16 protein-coding genes are annotated in these 20,446 nt (G+C 68.5%); 5 read left to right on the forward strand and 11 right to left on the reverse strand.

Features of this window, described 5'->3' with window-relative positions:
- Window positions 1-279: 279 nt before the first annotated feature.
- Window positions 280-1,719 carry a GMP reductase gene (gene guaB1, locus ABIE24_RS11235; RefSeq protein ID WP_354499665.1) on the reverse strand — a complete coding sequence of 480 codons (1,440 nt, stop codon included), beginning with the start codon at window positions 1,717-1,719 and terminating at the stop codon, window positions 280-282.
- 136 nt (window positions 1,720-1,855) lie between these two features.
- Between guaB1 and ABIE24_RS11240 the strand changes: the two genes are divergently transcribed.
- Window positions 1,856-5,536 (forward strand): multifunctional oxoglutarate decarboxylase/oxoglutarate dehydrogenase thiamine pyrophosphate-binding subunit/dihydrolipoyllysine-residue succinyltransferase subunit, encoded by a 3,681-nt coding sequence (locus tag ABIE24_RS11240; RefSeq protein ID WP_354499667.1) that lies wholly within the window; start codon window positions 1,856-1,858, stop codon window positions 5,534-5,536.
- A 71-nt stretch (window positions 5,537-5,607) separates the two neighbouring features.
- Here ABIE24_RS11240 and ABIE24_RS11245 read toward each other — a convergent pair whose 3' ends face one another.
- The 5 genes from ABIE24_RS11245 to ABIE24_RS11265 are packed head-to-tail and all read right to left on the reverse strand — an operon-like array spanning window position 5,608 to window position 10,416.
- The gene (locus ABIE24_RS11245; RefSeq protein ID WP_354499669.1) at window positions 5,608-6,519 is read right to left on the reverse strand and encodes an NAD-dependent epimerase/dehydratase family protein; all 912 of its coding nucleotides are present in this window, start codon (window positions 6,517-6,519) and stop codon (window positions 5,608-5,610) included.
- Between the two features lies 1 nt (window position 6,520).
- Window positions 6,521-7,216 (reverse strand): MerR family transcriptional regulator, encoded by a 696-nt coding sequence (locus tag ABIE24_RS11250; protein WP_354499671.1) that lies wholly within the window; start codon window positions 7,214-7,216, stop codon window positions 6,521-6,523.
- 49 nt (window positions 7,217-7,265) lie between these two features.
- Complete coding sequence (locus ABIE24_RS11255) at window positions 7,266-9,509, reverse strand: MMPL family transporter (protein ID WP_354499673.1); 2,244 nt, start codon at window positions 9,507-9,509, stop codon at window positions 7,266-7,268.
- A 53-nt stretch (window positions 9,510-9,562) separates the two neighbouring features.
- Window positions 9,563-9,805: an anti-sigma factor family protein gene (locus tag ABIE24_RS11260; RefSeq protein ID WP_354499675.1), complete on the reverse strand. Its 243-nt coding sequence runs from the start codon at window positions 9,803-9,805 to the stop codon at window positions 9,563-9,565.
- Window positions 9,802-10,416 carry a sigma-70 family RNA polymerase sigma factor gene (locus ABIE24_RS11265; RefSeq protein ID WP_354499948.1) on the reverse strand — a complete coding sequence of 205 codons (615 nt, stop codon included), beginning with the start codon at window positions 10,414-10,416 and terminating at the stop codon, window positions 9,802-9,804. Before ABIE24_RS11265 ends, ABIE24_RS11260 begins: the two co-directional genes overlap by 4 nt.
- 105 nt (window positions 10,417-10,521) lie before the next feature.
- On the opposite strand from ABIE24_RS11265, the gene aroA reads away from it, so the two are divergent.
- The 3 genes from aroA to bcp are packed head-to-tail and all read left to right on the forward strand — an operon-like array spanning window position 10,522 to window position 13,423.
- Window positions 10,522-11,883, forward strand: a complete 1,362-nt coding sequence (aroA, locus tag ABIE24_RS11270; protein ID WP_354499677.1) for a 3-phosphoshikimate 1-carboxyvinyltransferase — start codon at window positions 10,522-10,524, stop codon at window positions 11,881-11,883.
- On the forward strand, window positions 11,880-12,932 hold the full coding sequence (gene rsgA, locus ABIE24_RS11275; RefSeq protein WP_354499678.1) for a ribosome small subunit-dependent GTPase A: 1,053 nt from the start codon (window positions 11,880-11,882) through the stop codon (window positions 12,930-12,932). Before aroA ends, rsgA begins: the two co-directional genes overlap by 4 nt.
- Before the next feature lie 14 nt (window positions 12,933-12,946).
- Window positions 12,947-13,423, forward strand: coding sequence for a thioredoxin-dependent thiol peroxidase (bcp, locus tag ABIE24_RS11280; protein WP_354499680.1), 477 nt, complete (start codon window positions 12,947-12,949; stop codon window positions 13,421-13,423).
- A 125-nt stretch (window positions 13,424-13,548) separates the two neighbouring features.
- Here the strand turns inward: bcp and ABIE24_RS11285 are convergent, their stop codons facing one another.
- The 3 genes from ABIE24_RS11285 to ABIE24_RS11295 all read right to left on the reverse strand — a co-directional run bounded on the left by ABIE24_RS11285 (window position 13,549) and on the right by ABIE24_RS11295 (window position 17,118).
- Window positions 13,549-15,897 (reverse strand): hypothetical protein, encoded by a 2,349-nt coding sequence (locus tag ABIE24_RS11285; protein WP_354499682.1) that lies wholly within the window; start codon window positions 15,895-15,897, stop codon window positions 13,549-13,551.
- Window positions 15,898-15,899: 2 nt separating this feature from the next.
- Window positions 15,900-16,592 (reverse strand): peptidoglycan-binding protein, encoded by a 693-nt coding sequence (locus tag ABIE24_RS11290; protein WP_354499684.1) that lies wholly within the window; start codon window positions 16,590-16,592, stop codon window positions 15,900-15,902.
- A 118-nt stretch (window positions 16,593-16,710) separates the two neighbouring features.
- A complete protein-coding gene (locus ABIE24_RS11295) occupies window positions 16,711-17,118 on the reverse strand; it encodes a hypothetical protein (protein ID WP_354499686.1) in 408 nt (135 codons plus the stop codon).
- A gap of 225 nt (window positions 17,119-17,343) precedes the next feature.
- On the opposite strand from ABIE24_RS11295, the gene ABIE24_RS11300 reads away from it, so the two are divergent.
- Window positions 17,344-17,592, forward strand: a complete 249-nt coding sequence (locus tag ABIE24_RS11300) for a WhiB family transcriptional regulator (RefSeq protein WP_090711166.1) — start codon at window positions 17,344-17,346, stop codon at window positions 17,590-17,592.
- Window positions 17,593-17,655: 63 nt separating this feature from the next.
- Here ABIE24_RS11300 and ABIE24_RS11305 read toward each other — a convergent pair whose 3' ends face one another.
- A complete protein-coding gene (locus ABIE24_RS11305; protein WP_354499689.1) occupies window positions 17,656-19,149 on the reverse strand; it encodes a sensor histidine kinase in 1,494 nt (497 codons plus the stop codon).
- Between the two features lie 52 nt (window positions 19,150-19,201).
- Entirely contained in the window at window positions 19,202-20,443 is a 1,242-nt protein-coding gene (locus ABIE24_RS11310; protein WP_354499691.1) for a CpaE/TadZ family protein, read from the reverse strand.
- Window positions 20,444-20,446: the final 3 nt, after the last annotated feature.

Raw genomic sequence — 20,446 nt, forward strand, 5'->3', positions numbered from 1 at the left:
GGGGGCGCATCGGCCCCCCGTTTACCGGGGGGGCGCGGGCAGCCCTGCCCCCGCGGTCCGTATGGTTTAACATCCTGGTGGGGGGGGGCCCCCCCGGCGGGGGGGGGTGTGGGGGGGGGGGGGGGGGGCGGGGCCCCCCGCCCCCGACCGAAAGACCCGCGCCTGGTACGCGATCCGACCGTCCGCGGTGGGCTCGTTCGCGCGGGCCGATTCGCCCGGCGCCGGCGTTATCACACCCGCGACGGACGAAAAGACCCGCGCCGACCGAGACCGATCCGCTCACCAGGAGACGGGCAGCGCCTTGCCCTCGTCGTAGCCCGCGGCCGACTGCAGCCCGACGAGCGCCCGCTCGCGGAACTCGCTGAGGGAGGCGGCACCGGCGTAGGTGAACGAGGACCGGATGCCCGAGGTGATCATGTCGAGAAGGTCCTCCAGCGACGGGCGCGCCGGGTCGAGGTAGATCTTCGACGACGAGATGCCCTCGGCGAAGAGCGTCTTCCGGGCCAGCTCATACGGGTCGAGCCGGCCGAACCGTTCCTGCACCGCCTTCGTCGACGCCATTCCCCAGCTCTCCTTGTAGAGGCGGCCGGAGCCATCCGCGTTCAGCGTGCCCGGAGCTTCAACCGTCCCGGCGAACCAGGATCCCACCATGACGGATGCCGCGCCGGCGGCGAGCGCGAGCGCCACGTCCCGTGGGTACCGCACGCCGCCGTCCGCCCAGACGTGGGCGCCGAGGTCGCTCGCCGTCTCCGCGGTTTCGAGCACCGCCGAGAACTGCGGCCTGCCCACGGCGGTCATCATCCGCGTCGTGCACATCGCCCCGGGGCCCACCCCGACCTTGACGATGTCGGCGCCGGCCGCAACGAGGTCCGTCACCCCGGCCGCGGTGACGACGTTGCCGGCGACGAGCGGGATGCCGAGACCCAGGCCCTTCACGATCGACAGCGCACGCAGCATCCCGGACTGGTGGCCGTGCGCCGTGTCGATCACGAGGGTGTCGACCCCGGCAGCGGCGAGGGCCTTCGCCTTGGAAGCCACGTCACCGTTGATGCCGATGGCCGCGGCCACGAGCAGGCGGCCGGATGCGTCGACCGCCGGCGTGTAGAGCGTCGAGCGGAGCGCAGACGTGCGGCTGAGCGTGCCGACCAGCCGGCCATGCTCCAGCACCGGAACGAAGTCGAGGTCGGCGGCGACGAGGAGGTCGAACGCGGCCCGCGGGTCGGTGACATCCTCGGCATCGATGGACGGGAGCGTCCGATGCACGAGGTCGCCGAGGCGGTCCCCGGGCTCTGCCTGCTCCAGTTCCGCGGCGGCAAGGCAGCCGATGTAGGAGCCGTCAGGGCCAGTGAGGACGATGCCGTGCCCCGGAAGCGCAGGCAGGAGGGTGAGCGCATCCGCGACGGTGGACTCCGGCCCGAGCTCCACCGGGACGTCGAACGCGACCGGGCGGCTCTTCACCCAGCGGATCGCCGCATCCAGCCTCTGCAACGGCATGTCCTGAGGCAGGACTCCGAGGCCGCCACGTCGGGCGAGGGTCGCCGCCAGCCGTGCCCCGGTCACCGAATTCATGTTCGCCGACACGATCGGGAGGTTCGCCCCGGTGCCGTCCCCCGGGGCGAGCGACACATCCAGACGGCTCGACACGCGGGAACGGGACGGGACGAGGAAGACGTCCGAGTAGGTCAGATCGAAGGCCGGCGCATCGCCATAGAACTCCATACGGACACGCTACCCATCCCGCAACCGGGCCGCAGCCTCTGCTTAATGGGATTAGGCTTGAACACGGATCTTGGCAGCGCTTCCCACGGATGTCGCTGTCGTACTCACATCGACGTAAGAGAGTGGTGGTCTGGCGGTGTCAAGCCAGTTGACCGGAGTGGGAACTGACGACGGTTCGTCGGGAGAATTTGGCGCGAACGAATGGCTCGTTGACGAGCTGTACGAGCAATACAGCGCCGACAAGAACTCAGTGGATAAGTCCTGGTGGCCCATCCTCGAGAGCTACCAGCCGGTCAAGGGGGACAAAGCCACCGGTGAGATCCCCGCCCACCCCATAACCGCCCCGATCCCCGTGCTCGGCGCGCCGCCTGTCGCGAAGACGACATCGGTGCAGCCGAAGGCGGCCCCGATTCCGGCTGACGCCCCGCGGAAGCCGGCAGCGCAGCCGGCGCAGGCGGAGCAGGCCGTCGAGAAGTCCGAGCCCGTCGACCAGGTCTCCCCCCTTCGCGGCATGGCCAAGTCGCTCGCCACGAACATGGATGTCAGCCTCACGGTCCCGACCGCGACGAGCGTCCGGACGATCCCGGCGAAGCTCATGATCGACAACCGCATCGTCATCAACAACCACCTCAAGCGTGCGCGCGGCGGCAAGGTGAGCTTCACCCACCTCATCGGCTGGGCGCTCATCCAGGCACTCAAGGAATTCCCCAGCCAGAACGTCTACTACGACGTCGTCGATTCAAAGCCGAGCGTCGTCGCTCCGGCCCACGTAGGGCTGGGCATCGCCATCGACATCCCGAAGCCGGACGGCACCCGCGCGCTGCTCGTCCCGGCGATCAAGAAGGCCGACACGCTCACGTTCAGCGAGTACCTGTCCGCCTACGAAGACCTCGTCTCGCGGGCACGAACGAACAAGCTCACCGCAGACGACTTCAAAGGCGCGTCGGTTTCGCTGACGAACCCGGGCGGTATCGGCACCGAGCACTCGGTGCCCCGCCTGATGAAGGGCCAGGGCTGCATCATCGGCGCCGGCGCCCTCGACTACCCGGCCGAGTTCCAGGGCGCGAGCGAGCACACCCTCGTCGAACTGGCGATCGGCAAGACGATCACCCTCACCTCGACCTACGACCACCGCGTCATCCAGGGCGCCGGTTCCGGCGAGTTCCTCAAGAAGGTGCACGAACTGCTCACCGGGCAGAAGTCGTTCTACCAGGACATCTTCGCCGCCCTCCGCATCCCGTACGACCCGATCCACTGGGCGCCGGACATCTCGGTCGACCTCAGCGACACGGTCAACAAGACCGCGCGCGTGCAGGAACTGATCAACTCGTTCCGCGTCCGCGGCCACCTGATGGCCGACGTCGACCCGCTCGAGTACATGCAGCGCTCCCACCCCGACCTCGACATCCTCAACCACGGCCTCACCTTCTGGGACCTGGACCGCGAGTTCGTCACCGGCGGTTTCGGCGAGAAGCGGCAGTCACGACTCCGTGACATCCTCGGCCTGCTCCGGGACTCATACTGCCGCACCATCGGCCTCGAGTACATGCACATCCAGGACCCGGCCCAGCGCAAGTGGATCCAGGAGAAGGTGGAGCGCCCATACGCGAAGCCCCGCCACGACGAGCAGATGCGCATCCTCGGCAAGCTCAACGAAGCCGAGGCGTTCGAGACCTTCCTGCAGACCAAGTACGTCGGCCAGAAGCGCTTCAGCCTCGAGGGCGGCGAATCGACGATCGCCCTGCTCGACGCGATCCTCCAGGGGGCGGCTGAGGCCCAGCTCGACGGCGCGGCGATCGGCATGGCGCACCGCGGGCGTCTCAATGTGCTGACCAACATCGCCGGCAAGACCTACGGCCAGATCTTCCAGGAGTTCGAGGGCACCAGCCACTCGAAGAGCTCCGGGTCCGGTGACGTGAAGTATCACCTCGGCACGGAGGGCACCTTCCGCGCGTCCGACGGATCGGAGCTTCCGGTTTACCTCGCGGCGAACCCGTCGCACCTCGAGGCCGTCGACGGCGTCCTCGAAGGCATCGTCCGGGCGCGGCAGGACCGCCAGCCGATCGGCACCTTCTCCACCCTCCCGATCCTCGTCCACGGCGACGCCGCGATGGCCGGCCAGGGCGTCGTGCTCGAAACCATGCAGTTGTCGCAGCTTCGCGGGTACCGCACAGGCGGCACCATCCACATCGTCGTCAACAACCAGGTCGGCTTCACCACGCCTCCCGGTGAGGGACGCACGTCGATCTACTCGACCGACGTGGCGAAGACCATCCAGGCCCCGATCTGGCACGTGAACGGCGACGACCCCGAGTCCGTCGTGCGTGTGGCCCAGCTGGCCCTCGAATTCCGTCAGGAATTCAAGAAGGATGTCGTCATCGACCTCATCTGCTACCGTCGCCGCGGTCACAACGAGGGCGACGACCCGTCGATGACACAGCCGCTGATGTACAACCTCATCGAGCAGAAGCGCAGCGTGCGCAAGCTCTACACCGAGGCCCTCGTCGGTCGCGGTGACATCACCGAGGACGAGTACGAGGCATCCCACCGTGACTTCCAGGACCGCCTCGAGCGGGCCTTCATGGAGACGCACGCGGCGCAAACCGCGTCGACCCCGGTGATCACCGGCGACCAGGACGACGCGTATTCCGGCGAGCCCGAGACCACCGGGGTTCCCGAAGCCGTGGTCCACCTCGTCGGCGACGGCTTCAACAACAAGCCTGCGGGCTTCACCGTCCACCCGAAGCTGCAGCAGCTGCTGCAGAAGCGGCTCGAGATGAGCCGCAACGGCAACATCGACTGGGCGTTCGGCGAGCTTCTCGCGTTCGGTTCGCTCCTGCTCGAGGGAACCCCGGTGCGTTTCAGCGGCCAGGACTCCCGTCGCGGAACCTTTGTGCAGCGCCACGCGGTGCTGCACGACCGGGTCAACGGCCAGGAGTGGTTGCCGCTCGCCAACCTGGCAGACAACCAGGCCCGGTTCTGGATCTACGATTCCCTGCTGTCAGAGTACGCGGTCCTCGGTTTCGAGTACGGCTACTCGGTGGAGCGACCGGATGCCCTCGTGCTGTGGGAAGCCCAGTTCGGCGACTTCGCCAACGGCGGCCAGACGATCATCGACGAGTTCATCTCCAGCGCGGAACAGAAGTGGGGCCAGCGCTCCAGCGTCGTCCTGCTGCTGCCGCACGGGTACGAGGGCCAGGGTCCTGACCACTCGTCGGCGAGGATCGAACGGTACCTGCAGCTCTGCGCCGAGAACAACATGACCGTGGCGCGCCCGTCGACGCCGGCGTCGTACTTCCACCTCCTGCGCCGCCAGGCGTACGCCCGCCCCCGTCGGCCGCTGGTGGTGTTCACCCCGAAGGCGATGCTTCGCCTCCGCGGGGCGTCGAGTGCGGTCGAGGACTTCACGAGCGGACGGTTCGAGCCGGTGCTCGATGACGCGCGTATCTCAGATCCGTCGTCGGTCAAGCGCGTGCTTCTCCACTCCGGCAAGATCCACTGGGACCTCCGCGCTGAACTCGACAAGAAGCCGAACGACGGCGTCGCGCTCGTCCGGATGGAGCAGTACTACCCGCTCCCGGCCGACGAGCTCAACTCCGTCATCGCCCGTTACCCCGACGCCGAACTGGTGTGGGTGCAGGATGAGCCCGAGAACCAGGGCGCATGGCCGTTCATGGCCCTCGAAGCGTCCAAGCACCTCGGCGACCGTTCGCTCCGGGTCGTCTCCCGCGCCTCCGCGGCGTCACCGGCCACCGGCTCGGCCAAGCGTCACGCGGCCGAGCAGGCGAAACTCCTCTCGGAGGCGCTGAGCCTGTAAGAGCACCGGGCCGTCAGAAAAACGAGCCGAAGGGCGTCGCGAAAGCGGCGCCCTTCGGCGTTGGCGGGCACTCACCGGACAAGGGCCAGGGGCCGGATCGCCTCCGCGTACGGTGTCGGGGCGATCCCGAACGTCCGCTCGAACAGGAACGAGTCGAGCAGGTACGGCCGGGTGTACTGGTACGCCATCTCGAGGGCCTCCCGCGCTCCGCCGTTGACCAGGGCCCCGATCCGCATGGTGGTCGCCGACATCGTGCGGAAGCGGGAGGATCCGGATGCCAGTGCGATGTATTCTTCCCCGGTCAGCGCCGGCGCCGTGGGCAGATGCCAGGTCCTTCCCCACGCACGGCGATCTGTTCCCAGGACGGCGAGCGCGCGGCCGATGTCCGGCGTGTACGTCATCGAATGCGGCTGCCGGGCGTCGAACAGCCAGATCGGCTCCTTGCCGTCGCGGATCCTGTCGAGGACGAACGTGTTGAAGACGCTTGTCGCGGCGCCGGGCCCGTAGAAATCGGCGCTGCGCGCGACGGTATAGACGAGGCCTTTCTCCTGCGCTGCGTCCAGCATCCGAAGCAGTGACGCGCGAACCTCGCCCTTCCTGCTGCAGGGCCGGATCGGCGACGACTCCGTCATCGGCTGGGGCGGGATGCCGTAGGCGTAGACGTTGTCGAAGTAGACGAGGCGGCTCCCGCTTGCGAGGCACCCGTCGATGGTGTTCTTGACGATGACCGGCCATTGTGTCCGCCACGCTTTCACCGTGTATGGGACTCCAACGGTGAGGTAGGCGACGGTGGCTCCAGCGAGAGCTTCCGCCACGGCCGCGGCGTCGAGCAGGTCGGCAGCGCGCGAGTCGCCCGACGCGGACGGCGCGCCTGACCGCGAAACGGACAGGACAGTGAGGTGTTCGGCGCTCAGCGCCGCCGCTGTCTCGCGACCGACGACGCCGGTTCCGCCGAGGACGACGTGCTGTGTGTTCGATGCCATGTCAGGACTCCTTCGTCGGGTGTTCGGGTGTGGGGTTTGCGGGTTCGTCGGCGGCGCTTCCCGGTTCCCTCGCGGTCACCGGAAAGAGCTCCGCCGTCACGCTTTCGTGGGCCAGTCGCCTGAGCCCGGCGACGAGGGCATCGCCGAGCACGGTGCCGACGACCATCAGTTCGGCGATGAGGTCGGGGCGGTCGCGGCTCTGCAGCGCTGCCACGTCCGCTCGGGCGATCGAGGCCGCCGCCGCCGCGTACGCCTGCAGGTACTCGGGCGTCGGAGCGAACCCGATGGCCGCGAACCCGTCGAGGACCCGGGCGGCCGAGTCGAGCCCGGGGTTCTCCGCGGTCGAAAGCCAGCCCTGGGCCGCCGCGAGGGCTTCGATCGACTGGCGCGATTTCTCGCTGGCCGGAGTCAGCGGCGGGGAAATGGCGCCGAGGGCGTGCTGGGCTGCCTCGAAGGTGAACGCGAGCGAGTCGTCGTCAGAGTCGAGAGTCGCGACGACCGCCTTCGCGGCACCGATCGAGAGCCCGCCGGTCTCGAGGAGCGCCCGGACGAGCCGCACCCGCAGGACGTGCGGTTCGTCGTACGCCGTCTGGTTGCCGCTGAGGCGGATGCCCGCGGGGACGAGCCCTTCGCGCTGGTAGTACTTGAACGTCGAGACACTGACGCCGCCTGCTTGTGCCGCTTCCGAGATCTTCACGCACTGATAGTAGCACTATCGATAGTGCCGCTACCAGAGCGGTGCGGAATCAGTTCGCGCGGGCGGGCGAGAGCACCTGCTCGGGATGCTCGTCGGCGGGGCTCTCGGACGCGTGCACCCCCCGGGACAGCGCGCTCGGCCACCAGATCGCCCGGCCCAGGTCGTAGCTGAGTGCCGGAACGAGCACGGTCCTGACCAGGAACGTGTCGAGCAGCACGCCGAACGCGACGATGAACGCGATCTGCAGCAGGAACAGGATCGGAATGACGCTGAGGGCGGCGAACGTCGCGGCGAGCACCAGTCCGGCCGAGGTGATCACTCCCCCGGTCACGGCGAGGCCGCGCAGAATTCCCTGCTTCGTCCCATGCTTCTTCGACTCCTCCCGCACCCGCGTCATCAGGAAGATGTTGTAGTCCACCCCGAGTGCGACGAGGAAAACGAATCCGAACAATGGAACGGACGGGTCGGCGCCGGGGAAGTCGAAGATGCCGTTGAAGACCCACGCCGACACGCCGAGCGCGGCACCGAACGACAGCACGACGCTCCCGATGAGGATGAGGGGCGCGACGATCGACCGCAGCAGCAGCATGAGGATGAGCGTGATCGCGCCGAGGATCAGCGGGATCAGGAGGTTGCGATCGTGGATCGCCGTCGTGTTGGAGTCCAGGGCGATCGCCGTCGTCCCGCCGACGAGGACCGGTGCGTCCTCGGTGCTGACGTCGGCGAGTTGCTCACGCAACGACACCACGACGTCTTCAGCGGCGAGCGAGTCGGCGGCGTTCCGGAGCGTCGCCGAGAGCAGGACGTAGCCGTCGACGACCGTGACGTCGGGAACGGGCGTTCCGGGAGGGCCGAGCGGCTGGACGCCGTCGTCGGTCACCGGAAGCGAGCCGGACGGGGAGTCCTCGGACAGGACGGAGAGCGTGTCGACGCCGTCGGTGGAGAGCACGAGGTCCGATACCGTCTCGAGTTCGTCCTCCGGGGCGAGGATCACGGTCGGCGAGCCGGATCCGGCCGGGAAGTGGTCGGCCAGCACCGCCTGGCCGTCCCTCGCCTGCGATTCGCCGAGCACGAATTCGCTCGCCGCCACCCCGTCGGCCTCGAGCTGGAGCAGTCCGAGCGACATGACCCCGAGGAGCAGGACACTGGAGACCCAGAGAACCCGCGGCCGCCTGCGGATGCCCCGCGCGAGCCCAGGCCACAGCCCGGTCTTGTCTGCTCCGATCGGGTTGTCGTTCTCGGGCAGGGCCTTGGGTTTACGCGGCCAGAACGCGACCTTCCCGGCCCAGAGCAGCAACGCAGGAAGCAGCGTGAGCGAGGCGAGCAACGCGAAAACGATACCGATGGATGCGACAGGGCCGAGCGCCTTGTTCGAGTTGAGGTCGGAGAAGAGCAGCAGGAGAAGCGCGGCGATGACGGTTCCGCCGGACGCGAGGATCGGCTCCCATGACCCCTTCAGCGCCGCCCAGGTGGCCGCCCACTTCGTGGGCTGGGTGACGAGCGCTTCACGGAACCGGGCGATGTACAGCAGCGAGTAGTCGGTCGCGGCGCCGATGACGAGGATGAACAGGATTCCCTGGGTCTGGCCGCTGAGCAGCAGGACGTCGGCCCTGGCAAGCTGGACCACCACGAGGATGGCCGCGCAGAGCGCGGAGAGGCTCGAGAAGAGCACGAGGCCGGGGAGCAGCGGGGACCGGTAAACGATCACGAGGATGAGGAAGACGGCGCCCAAGGCGACGAGGAGCAGCAATCCGTCGATGCCGGCGAAGGCACCGGTGAGATCTGCTGTGAAACCGGCGGGCCCGGCGATGGCCGCCGTCAGACCGTCGACGGCGTTGTCGTCGAGCACAGCGCGCATCGATTCGACGGTGTCGGCTGTCTTCACGTCGGTGTCGAGGACCATCACCACTTCGGCGGCCTCGCCGTCAGCCGAGACGATGGCCGGCGAACTGTCGTCTGGCAGGACCCCGTCGATCGTCCCGAACGCCTCGATGTCGGCATCGATGTGGGCTCGATCGGCGTCGGTCAGCCCGCCATCGCGCTCGTACACGACGAGCGCGGGAATCACGTCGTCGCTGCGGAAGTCCGCCTGGAGTTCCTGCACCTTCGTCGCCTCGGCGCTCGCGGGCAGTTGCTGTGACTGGTCGTTGGTGCTCACCGCACTGATCTGCCCGAAGCTCGCCCCGCCGGCACCGAACAGCCCGAACCAGACGAGGATCAGGGCGGCGGGGATGAGGACGCGCAACCAGGTGGGCACGCGCGAGGTCCGAACGGGGGCAGGAGTCTTGATCACACCGTCGACGTTACGGCGCGACGGGACTCCGCGCGTGAATCAAAAGTTTGACGTCAGTGGGTCGCCTGGGCGGCCCGCAGCTTCGCCATCACCTGGAGCTTGAGGTCCTGGGGAGCGGTCTCCTTGCAGGCACGCTGCACCGCCTCGGTGAGTGTCCGCGCGAGCAGGGCCTCGTCCTGGCACGACGCGCAGTGTTCGAGGTGCTCACGGATGTCGGCGGAACTCGTCGAGCAGACCTCGTTGCGGAGATACTCTTCAAGGTCGCGTTTGGCTTTGTCGCATCCGCAATCGGTCATTTCGTCGCTCCTGCCCGGCCGGTATCGATACCGCGCTCCTGGGCGTAGTCGGCCAACAGGTCCCTCAGCATGCGCCTGCCTCGATGCAGGCGGCTCATGACGGTCCCGATGGGTGATTTCATGATGTCGGCGATCTCCTGGTAGGCGAAGCCTTCGACGTCTGCCAGGTACACCGCAAGCCGGAAGTCCTCCGGAATGGCCTGGAGGGCATCCTTCACCGCGCTGTCAGGCATGCGGTCGATGGCCTCAGCTTCGGCCGACCGTGACGCTGACGCCGTCCTCGACTCGGCACCGCCGAGCTGCCAGTCCTCGAGGTCGTCGATGGTGCCCTGGAACGGCTCGCGCTGCTTCTTGCGGTAGATGTTGATGTACGTGTTCGTGAGAATCCGGTACAGCCACGCCTTGAGGTTGGTCCCCTGCGTGAACTGGCCGAACGCGGCATAGGCCTTCACGAAGGTCTCCTGCACGAGGTCCTGCGCGTCGGACGGGTTCTTGGTCATCCGCATGGCGGCGCCGTAGAGCTGGTCGAGAAACGGCAGCGCCTGCTCTTCGAACAGGGCGCGCGGATCGTTCTCCGGCTCGGGAGGAAGGGTTTCATCGACGGTGCTCATCACCGGCCAGTCTACGGCCGGTGCGGGCGCCTCAGCGCGGTCGAGCAGTGCAGTTGCCACGCGTAAAGCCCTTTCTCTGGAAATCGCCGTTAGATTAGAGGAACAATGCTTGAGTCAAAATATTCCGCACCGGAGTTCGACCTGTACGGCGACCGGCACCAGCCGGACGACGACGGGACCTGGCCTGCGCCGGTCGCTTCGACGCCGGTGACCGCCACCGTCTCGCTGCCCGGGTCGAAGTCGCTGACCAATCGTGAACTCGTTCTCGCCGCCCTCGCCGACTCGGCGTCGCTCCTCCGCTCCCCGCTGCACTCCCGCGACAGCCAGAACATGGTGGATGCGTTGCGTGCCCTCGGGGCGACGATCACCGAAACGGATGCCACCGGCAGCTTCGGTCCGGACTGGCTCGTCACCCCGGGCGAGCTCACCGGATCCACCACGGTGGACTGCGGCCTGGCCGGCACCGTCATGCGGTTCGTTCCTCCCGTCGCCGCCCTCGCGCTCGGCCCCACGACGTTCGACGCCGACGCCGCCGCCCGGGGACGCCCGATGGGCACCATGATCTCCTCGCTGCAGGCCCTCGGTGTCGACATCAACGACGACGGCCGCGGCTCCCTGCCGTTCACCGTCCACGGCACCGGCCGGGTCGGCGGGGGCGAGCTCACCATCGACGCCTCCACCTCCAGCCAGTTCGTCTCCGGCCTGCTCCTCGCGGCCGCCCGGTTCGACGACGGCCTCACCCTCACCCACTCCGGCGAGCGACTGCCGAGTCTTCCCCACATCGAGATGACCGTCGCCGCACTCGAGGCGCGCGGCATCCGCGTCACCTCTCCGTCGGTCGGTAGCTGGCGCGTCGAGCCTGGCGCCATCGCGGGGCGCGACGTCGACATCGAACCGGACCTCTCCAACGCCGCACCGTTCCTCGCCGCAGCGGTTGTCACCGGGGGAACGGTCACCATTTCGGGCTGGCCCGCCGAGACGACGCAGGTCGGCGCGGAGCTCCTCGACCTGCTGCCCCGGTTCGGCGCCACCGTCGTCCTCGACGGGAACCGCCTGACCGTCACCGGCCCAGACACCGTGACCGGTGCCGACCTCGACCTCACGACGGCCGGCGAGCTCGCCCCGGCGCTCACCGCCGTCGCGGCGCTGGCCGATTCCCCGTCGACGATCACCGGGATCGGGCACATCCGGCACCACGAGACCGACCGGCTGGCCGCGCTCGCGGCGGAGATCAACAAGCTCGGCGGCGCGGTCACCGAGCTGGAGGACGGCTTGCGCATCGAGCCGAAACCGCTGACCGGCGGCACCTGGCTGAGCTACCACGACCACCGGATGGCGACCACCGGCGCGATTCTCGGCCTCGTCGTTCCCGGCGTCGTCATCGAGAACATCGCCACGACCGCGAAGACACTCCCCCAGTTCCCCGAACTGTGGACGACGATGGTCGCCGGGACCGTCGTCGAATGAGCTGGTGGGACACCGGCGACGACGACGACGAACCGGACTTCGACGAGTCGAGCATCCGGGCACGCCCCAACCGCAAGGGCAACCGGCCGCGCACGAAGACCCGGCCTGAGCACAACGACGCCGAAACCGCCCGGGTCCTCGCCGTCGACCGGGGCCGCTACACCGTTCTGCTCGACGAGGGCACGAAAACGGAGCGGCGCATCACGGCCTCCCGCGCCTCCGAACTCCGCAAGCACGCGGTCGTCAACGGCGACCGTGTGCGTGTGGTCGGTGATCTCTCCGGCGACGAAGGCAGCCTCGCCCGCATCGTCCGAATCGTCCCCCGCACGACACTGCTCCGGCGGAGCGCCGACGACACCGACGAGGTCGAGCGCGTCATCGTCGCGAACGCCGACCAGATGCTCGTGGTCGTCGCCGCAGCCGACCCCGAGCCCCGCGAGCGGCTCGTCGACCGGTACCTGATCGCCGCTCTCGACGCCGGCATCCGTCCCATCCTCTGCATCACCAAGACCGACCTCGCCGACCCGACCGATTTCCTGCACAACTTCGCCGGACTGGACCTGCAGGTGTTCACGAGTTCCACCGAGCGGATGCCGCTGGCCGAGATCACCGCCGCACTGATCGATCATGACACCGTCTTCGTGGGCCACTCCGGGGTGGGCAAGTCGACCCTCGTCAACGCCCTGGTCCCGAGCGCGCAACGGGCCACCGGGCACGTCAACGCCGTCACCGGGCGTGGACGGCACACCTCATCGTCGACGGTGTCGTACCGGATCGAGGGTGACGGCGGCACCGGCTGGGTCATCGACACCCCCGGTGTGCGCTCGTTCGGTCTCGGCCACATCGACCCGGCGAACATCCTGCGGGCCTTCTCCGACCTGGCCGAGGTCGCCGAACGGTGCCCGCGCGGGTGCACCCACCTGCCGGACTCGCCGGACTGCGCCATCGCCGAAGCGGTCGAGGCCGGCGAACTCGGCGACACCGGCGCCGCGAGGCTGGACTCGCTGCAGCGCCTCCTCGCCACCTTCATGAAGCCCACGCAGTACTGACCTAGGCTGGAGCCATGACAGACGCGCGACTCGCCGCAGGCGACCAGGCCCCCTCCTTCACCCTCCGGAACGCCGACGGGCAGAGAGTCTCCCTGGCCGACTTCACCGGTTCGAAAGTGATCCTCTACTTCTACCCGGCCGCGATGACGCCGGGCTGCACCACGCAGGCCTGTGATTTCCGCGACAACCTCGGGTCACTGCAGGGTGCCGGTTACACCGTCCTCGGCGTCTCGAAGGACGACCCGGCGACCCTGAAGACGTTCGAGGAGCGCGACGACCTCACCTTCCCGCTGCTCAGCGACGAGGACCTTGCCGTGCACCACGCGTACGGCGCGTACGGCGAGAAGAATTCCTACGGCAAGATCGTCACCGGCGTTCTGCGGTCCACCTTCGTGATCGACGAGCAGGGCACGGTCGAGCAGGCGCTCTACAACGTGAAGGCCACCGGCCACGTCGCCTCGCTGCGCAAGAAGCTCGGCCTGGCCGCCTGACGCGGCCCGCTCAAGCGGAGAATTCTCGGACACACCGGGTTCCGGATGCCCTCCGCCGGCGAGGCGCATGAATGATCCGTCTCAGGCCTGAGAAGAAGCGCGGCCTGGCCGCCTGACCGGGCCGGTCATTCTGCAGGCGCTGCGGGGACCGGAGTGGGATCAGGCTCTGGATCGGTCGTCGGTGCGGGCTCCGGCTGTTCCGTCGATGCGGGCTGTTCGGTGGGCACGGGCTGTTCGGTGGGCACGGGCTGTTCAGTGGGCTCGGGCGCCGGCTGTTCCCCCTGGTCAGGGGAATTCCCTGACGGCGGCGTCGGGTTCGGTGTGCTACCCGGCAGCTCGCCCGTCGGAGCGGGAGTGGGCTGGCCGGTCTCCTGGACAGCTGGCAACCCGGCGTTGGGGTCCGCCCGCAGGATCGCCAGGATGCGCTCCTTGTATCCGGTCAGGGCGTCGGCGAGTTCCGAGAGCGGCCTGTCCTGGATGGAGTCCCCAAATTCTGCGATCTCCGCCCACAGCCGACCGAGGTCGTTCATGCTTGATTCGCTCAACGGCCCGTCGAGCGTCACGACGAGCTGGCTGGCGAGTGCGAATGTCACGCACTCGATGCATTCGTAGTTGACGGCCGCGGACAGGTTCTGAGGGACGACGACGTCGGCCTGGCCCACGATCAGGACGACCTGGAAACTGACGGCGACTGCGGCGCAACCGGTGCAGCTGGCGAACGCATAAGCCTCGTTCGTCGTGTCGACGGTCTTCCCGTCCGCCCAGACCAGGGCGAACGCGACGTCGTAGACGACGGAGCCGTCGCCCGTGGCGACCGCGAGCGCCTGCGTGTCCTGCCCGGATGCCTCGGCGGGACGGTCGAAGGGGAACACCCAGGCCGGAGCGGCGGAGGTGTCGCCGCGTGGCACGAGGACAACGGCGATCTGAGGGTCTTCCGGTCCTGGAAGGGCCTTCTGCCCTGTCATCAGCGCGACAGCCTCGCCCCGTTCCCCGTCGCGGAGGCCTGGGGTGCGAGAAACGTCGGAAGCGACAGACGTCACCATGGTTGCGAGGGTTCCCTCTTCCCACGCTTCGATGGGCCGGTAGCGGTCGGCGTCGGGCCACCACGCGGCCGCGACCAGCCCGAGAATCGCTGCGAGGGCTGCGAACGAGAGTGCCCGCTTGAGCGGCCGCCCGGCGGAGGTTCGCCACGCCGATTGGATGAGCTGCCGGACGAGGCGGATGAGCATGTAGGTGAGGCCCGCGACGGGGATCGCGAGAGCCACGACACCAAGGATGTGTACGACGGCACTTCCGTAGTCGGTCGCGGCCATTCCGTTATCGATCCCGGCGAGCTGGTCCTGGATCCCGGCCCACGCGCTCCCGACGAGGCGCGGGAAGGCGAGGACGAGGGTGAACAGTGCGAACAGGAGAAGAGGAACCACGACGAGGACCCAGGCGGTGATGACGGCCCTCGCCCCCGGCTTGAGCAGACTCGGTTCCGTCGTCTTCCGCCACGGCAGCAGACCGAGCAGGGTGGGCCGGATCCTCTGGAAGAGGTCGGGGACCCCTGTCGCGTCGGCGAGCACATGGTAGCCGTCGAACCTGACGATGGGGGCGAGCTGGCGCACCATGAGAAGCAGCTGCGTCGCGACGATCAGGAGCAGGGAGTCCAACGACGTGACGAGGAAGATGCCGACGATGACGACAGCGACGATGGCGTTGAAGTACAGTCCGCCCAGGTCGGTCATCAGCCGGCCCCGGCGGTCCAGCCGATAGGAGTCGGTGACATCGGTGTAGAAGGCGGGCCAGACGAGGTAGAGCCCTGCGCCCATCCTGCCCGGTGTCGCGCCTGCCCGTGCTGCCGCGGCCGCATGCCCGAACTCATGGAATCCGGCAGACAGGATGCTGACTACGAACGCGAGAAGCAGCAGGCCCGGCCGTTCGAATGCCTCGTGAGCTGCTGACGCGAGACCCTTCGTTGCCAGGAGCCACCAGCAGATGACCGCAAAAGCCAGGAGCACGAGGGTCACCACGATCGGGTGGAACAGCGACTGGAACGGCCGCGTGAGGCGGTGCGTCCGGTTTGGATCGGTCACGGCGACCCGGAAGCGCATCCTCAGCAGCGGGTCTGACTTCTTGAGTTCGGGTTGTGACCCGTCAGCCAGGCGAAGAAGCCCGAGCGGCATCAGATGGCCGTCGATCAGCGTCTGGACGTCTGCGGCGCTGACCGCCCGGCCGTGAGCGGCGCCGGCCAGCTCCGCGATTTCACCGCTGTCGCGGGCGCCGTCGATGGCCTCGAGCACACCATACAGAAGCGGCGTGAGTTGCAGGACCTGGCCATCGCTGCGTCGCACAAGCGCGGGAGGTTCCCGGTACCCGGAACCCTGCATGCCGCCGAGAAGCTGCACGTCGTCGGCGCGCGCGGGCACGCCGGCCGCCGGGGTTTCCGCCTCGAGCGGACCGGCGGCCGCCTCGTGCGGCCGGGAAGCCATGCTTACTGCTGCAGGTCGGACTGCTGGTCGGCGGTGGCTGTCGCTTCACCGTCGATGTTCTGGGTGATGATCGCGTCCTGTTGGGCGATCGACACCGCGTCGCTGTCGACCGAAGCGATGTTCGCGGCGACGGCGGCGTCGATGGGCGCCGCCACGTTCGCGTTGACGGCGACCGCTCCGTTGATCGGCGCAGCGACGTCGGCATCGGCTGCGAGGTCGATGTCCACGTCGAGCAGGTCGCCGCTGAGTGCACTCCCGAGGTCATCGGAGACGTCACCGGGGAGGGGCACGCCCTCGACACCGAGTCCGCCGTCGTCAGCGGGGAGGGTTCCCGTAGCAGGCGCGTCAGCGGGATCAGTGCCGCCCGCTTCGGCCTGGTCGATCGTGCTGTCCTGTGTGGAGACCGCGGTCGCATCCGCGGTGATGTTCTGGTCGATGAGAACGCCCTGGTCGGCCAGGGCCTGTGCCGAGGAGCCGGTGGAAAGGATGTTGGCGCCGACGGCCGCGTCGATGGGCGCGGCCACGTTGGCGTTGGCGGCGACGGCCAGGTCGATGGGTGCCGCGACGTCGAGGTTGAGGTCGAGGTCGGCGTTGAGATCGAGGATCGACGCCACCTCCTTGTCCGGCAGCGCGGTGATGCCCTGCGCGGCCAGGTCTTCGGCGGTCAGGGACGTTGGTTCGGAACTTCCACTCATCGTCTTCTCCTTCGGGGCCTGCCGATGCGGGCCGTCCTCTTCACCTTGGCAGGGGACCGCGCGGCGTCACGCACCGAGGCTCAGGGCTTGCGTGCTGCCGCCTGGAACCACTATGGCGTCACGGCGAGCGGCGGATCTGGGCCATCACACTCCGGGTGAACAGCAGGATGATGACGGTCACGCTGGGAACGAGGAGAGCCCAGCCGATCGCCGGCTGGGCGAATGTGCCCTGGAAGGCGCCGATCGCGATGGCGAGCTGAACGAGCTGCCAGATCAGCGCAGCGCCGCGGACCCAGCCCTGACGGCGGAACGCTCCGATCGCGACCGCGGACACGAAGACGGCGGCGATGGCGACGAGCACGGTCAGGGCGATCGCGCTCCCCAGCGATGCCGCAGGCAGGGTCAGGATGTCGATGACAAGGACGATCACGACGATGACCATGGCCGCCGCCTCCGCGAACAGGATGGCGGTAAGCAGAAGGAGCGCGGGGGAACCCTGCGGCCCGGGCGTGTCGGCGGGAATCATAGCGTCCGAAGATGTCGGATCGGTTTCATCGGCGTTATTCACAGGTATATCCCATACGAAGCTATTGATTTGGGTGATGCTTAATGTCACGATTGTTGAGGCCCGAGTACGACGCTCACAGAGAGGTGAGCAGATCCGATTTTTCGTGATCGCCCTCTCTTCAGCTCGGCAATCCCTCATTTCCGACCATATCGGTCGTTTACCCTCATTCAAAGGAGCACCTGCATGGACTGGCGCGATAAAGCCGCTTGCCTCACCGCCGACCCGGAACTTTTCTTCCCGGTAGGCAACACGGGGCCGGCAGTCGACCAGATCGACAAGGCGAAAGCCGTATGCGGTCGTTGCACCGTCACCGAGATCTGCCTCCAATACGCGCTCGAGACCGGGCAGGATTCCGGCGTCTGGGGCGGTCTCTCCGAGGACGAGCGCCGCGCGCTCAAGCGCCGCGCCGCTCGCGCACGCCGCGCTTCCTGACCTTCGTATCCAAGAAACTCCCGGTCATCCTGGCCGGGAGTTTTTTGCGTGTTCGGTGGACCCTCAGACCCGCGAGATCCAGCGCAGAGGAACCTCGATGGTGACCTCGGTCCCCGATCCCATCACGGTGTGCCAGTCGATGGTCCCGCTCAGTTCGCCCTGAATCAGGGTTCGCACGATCTGCGTTCCGAGGCCGGTGCCGACCTTGCCCTCCTGCAGGCCCACCCCGTTGTCACGGACAAGGACCGTCAGTTCGTCCCCTGAGCGGTCGGCGACGATCTCGACTTCCCCGTCGCGCCCGGCGAGGCCGTGCTCGACGGCGTTGGTGACCAGCTCGGTCAGGGCGAGGGCGAGCGGCGTCGCGTACGCGCTCGGCAGCACGCCGAACTTGCCCGTCTTGCGGGGGTGAACCGTGGTGTTGTGCGACGACGCCACCTCGGCGATCAGCATGAGCACGCGGTCGAAGACCTCGTCGAAGTTCACATCCTGGGTGAGTCCCTCGGACAGGGTGTCGTGAACGACGGCGATGGCGGCGACCCGGCGCATGGCCTGGGTCAGGGCCTCCCTGGCTTCATCGGTGTGCGCACGGCGTCCCTGGATCCTCAGCAGTGACGCAACCGTCTGCAGGTTGTTCTTCACCCGGTGGTGGATCTCCCGGATCGTCGCGTCCTTCGTGATCAGTTCACGTTCCTGGTGCCGCAGCTCCGACACGTCCCGGCACAGGACGATGGCACCGGCGCGTTCGCCCCGGTGGCGCAGCGGGATGGCGCGAAGCGAGACGGTGACACCGCGCGCTTCGATGTCGGTGCGCCACGGGGCGCGGCCGGTGACGACGAGCGGCAGTGACTCGTCGATGACCTGCTTGCCGGGGAGGATGAGCGTGGTCACCTCGGCGAGCGACTCGCCTTCGAGCTCGTCATTGAAGCCCATCCGGTTGAAAGCCGACAACGCGTTCGGGCTGGCGAAGGTGGTGGTCCCGTCGACATCGAGCCGGATCAGCCCGTCGGATGCGCGCGGCGCCCCCCGCCGGGGACCGGTCGGGGCCGAGACGTCCGGAAAGTCGCCCGTCGCGACCATTTCGAACAGGTCGTTGGCGCACTCGTTGAAGGTGAGTTCCTGGCGGCTGGGCGTCCGTGCCTCGCCGAGGTTGGTGTGCCGCGTGAGCACCGCGACGGGCGCCGGCGCGTTCTCGGGCGAGGTGGCCGTGAGGCGGCGCATGACCGGCACGGCACGCACCCGGGTGGGGGTTTCCTCGTACCAGTCGGGCGCCGTGGAGTCGACGATACGGCCGGTGTCGTACGCCTCGGTGATCTGGGATCGCCACTGCGGTTTGACGAGCTGGCCGACGAAGTCGCGGTAGAACAGCGTGGCGGCGCTCGAGGGCCGGTAGTGCGACACCGACATGAAACTGCCGTCGCCGGTGGGCACCCACAGCACGATGTCGGCGAACGCAAGGTCCGCGAGGAGTTGCGCGTCGCCCACGAGCATGTGGAGCCAGTCGACATCCTCGTCTGTGGAGCGGCCGTTGGCGAGGACGAGGTCACTGAGCGTCGACATTCATCCAGTCTACGGCCGCGCGGGACACCGCCGATCGCCACGACCGGTCGCCTCAGCCGGTCGATTCAGCCGGTCGGGGACGGACCACCCGTCGCCGGAGCGGCCCGGACCCGGGCACGGTGGCAACGGCCGGGGGCAGGATGCCGGTGGCCACCAGGCGGGAGACGGCCGCCAGGGCGGGCGACCGCGGGCTGACGTCGCGCAGCGCGCGCCCGGCGAGCAGCGCGGCATCCGTCGCCCTGTCGTCGGCGGGAATGAGCGCGGCGTCCTGGATGCCGCCGAATCGCTGGAGGGTAGCCCTGACCTGCCCGTTCGGGTTCAGCCCGACCACGCTCGCCCGCACCTTGTTGATGACCGGGAGGATCGGTCGGTCCTCCGCGAGTTCGACCAGGTCCGGGAAGGCCCGCAGGTACCGGGCCAGGCCGATCGGGTCGGCGGCGCCGACGGCGACCACCCGGTCGGCTGAGCCCACGGCTGCGAGCGTGGCGGCGTTGCGCCGTGGAGCGAACAGGTCGCTCGAGATCTCCTCGTCGTTCTCGAGGCTGAAGCCGGTGTCGACGACGACGTAGTCGGCCCACTCGCGGCAGACGAAGAGGGTGCGGATGACCCGCTCCCGGCTGATTTCCGGCCACCGGGATGCCCGCGGGATGCCGGTGAGCACGTTGAGCGTTCCGCCGGAGAACGCGTACGGCTGGCGGATCCGGTCCAGTTCGGCGAGGGTGAGCCCGTCCTGTCCGGCGAGCCGGCACGCTGCGGCGAAACCGGGAGCTTCGTCAAGCATGCCGAGCACCGGCGCGATGGACGCACTGTGCGTGTCGGCGTCGACAAGAGCGACGGCCCTGCCCGCCGCCGCGAGTTCGGTGGCGAGCGTGATCGCCACGGTCGTCCGCCCGGGCGCCCCGGCCGGACCCCACACCGCGAGAACCACCCCGCGCCTCGTCGGAGCGGCTGCGTCCCGCGCTTCCCCGCGGACGGCCCGGTCGAGAACAGCCGGGGCGGTGTCGGCGTCGAGGACGTCGCGGAGCCCGAGCGCAGCAGCGTTGCGCCTGTCGGCGTCAGAGGAGGCGAGGGCGATCAGCCGGATGCCGGAGTCGTCGCAGGCGGCGAGGAGCTCGGGCGTGAGCCGGTCGGCTGCGGCGGAGGTCAGGAGCACGTCGGGGGTGCTCCCGTCGAGCGCGAGGACGGGGTCGGTGTGCGGACCGATCCTCAGCAGGACCCGGTGGCCGCGTTCGACCAGGGAGGCGACGAGCCGGTCCTCGTCGCCCCGGTCGAGGAAGAACGCCACGGATGCCACCGG

This window comes from Mycetocola sp. 2940 (genome assembly GCF_040548835.1).
Taxonomy (GTDB): Bacteria; Actinomycetota; Actinomycetes; order Actinomycetales; family Microbacteriaceae; genus Mycetocola_A.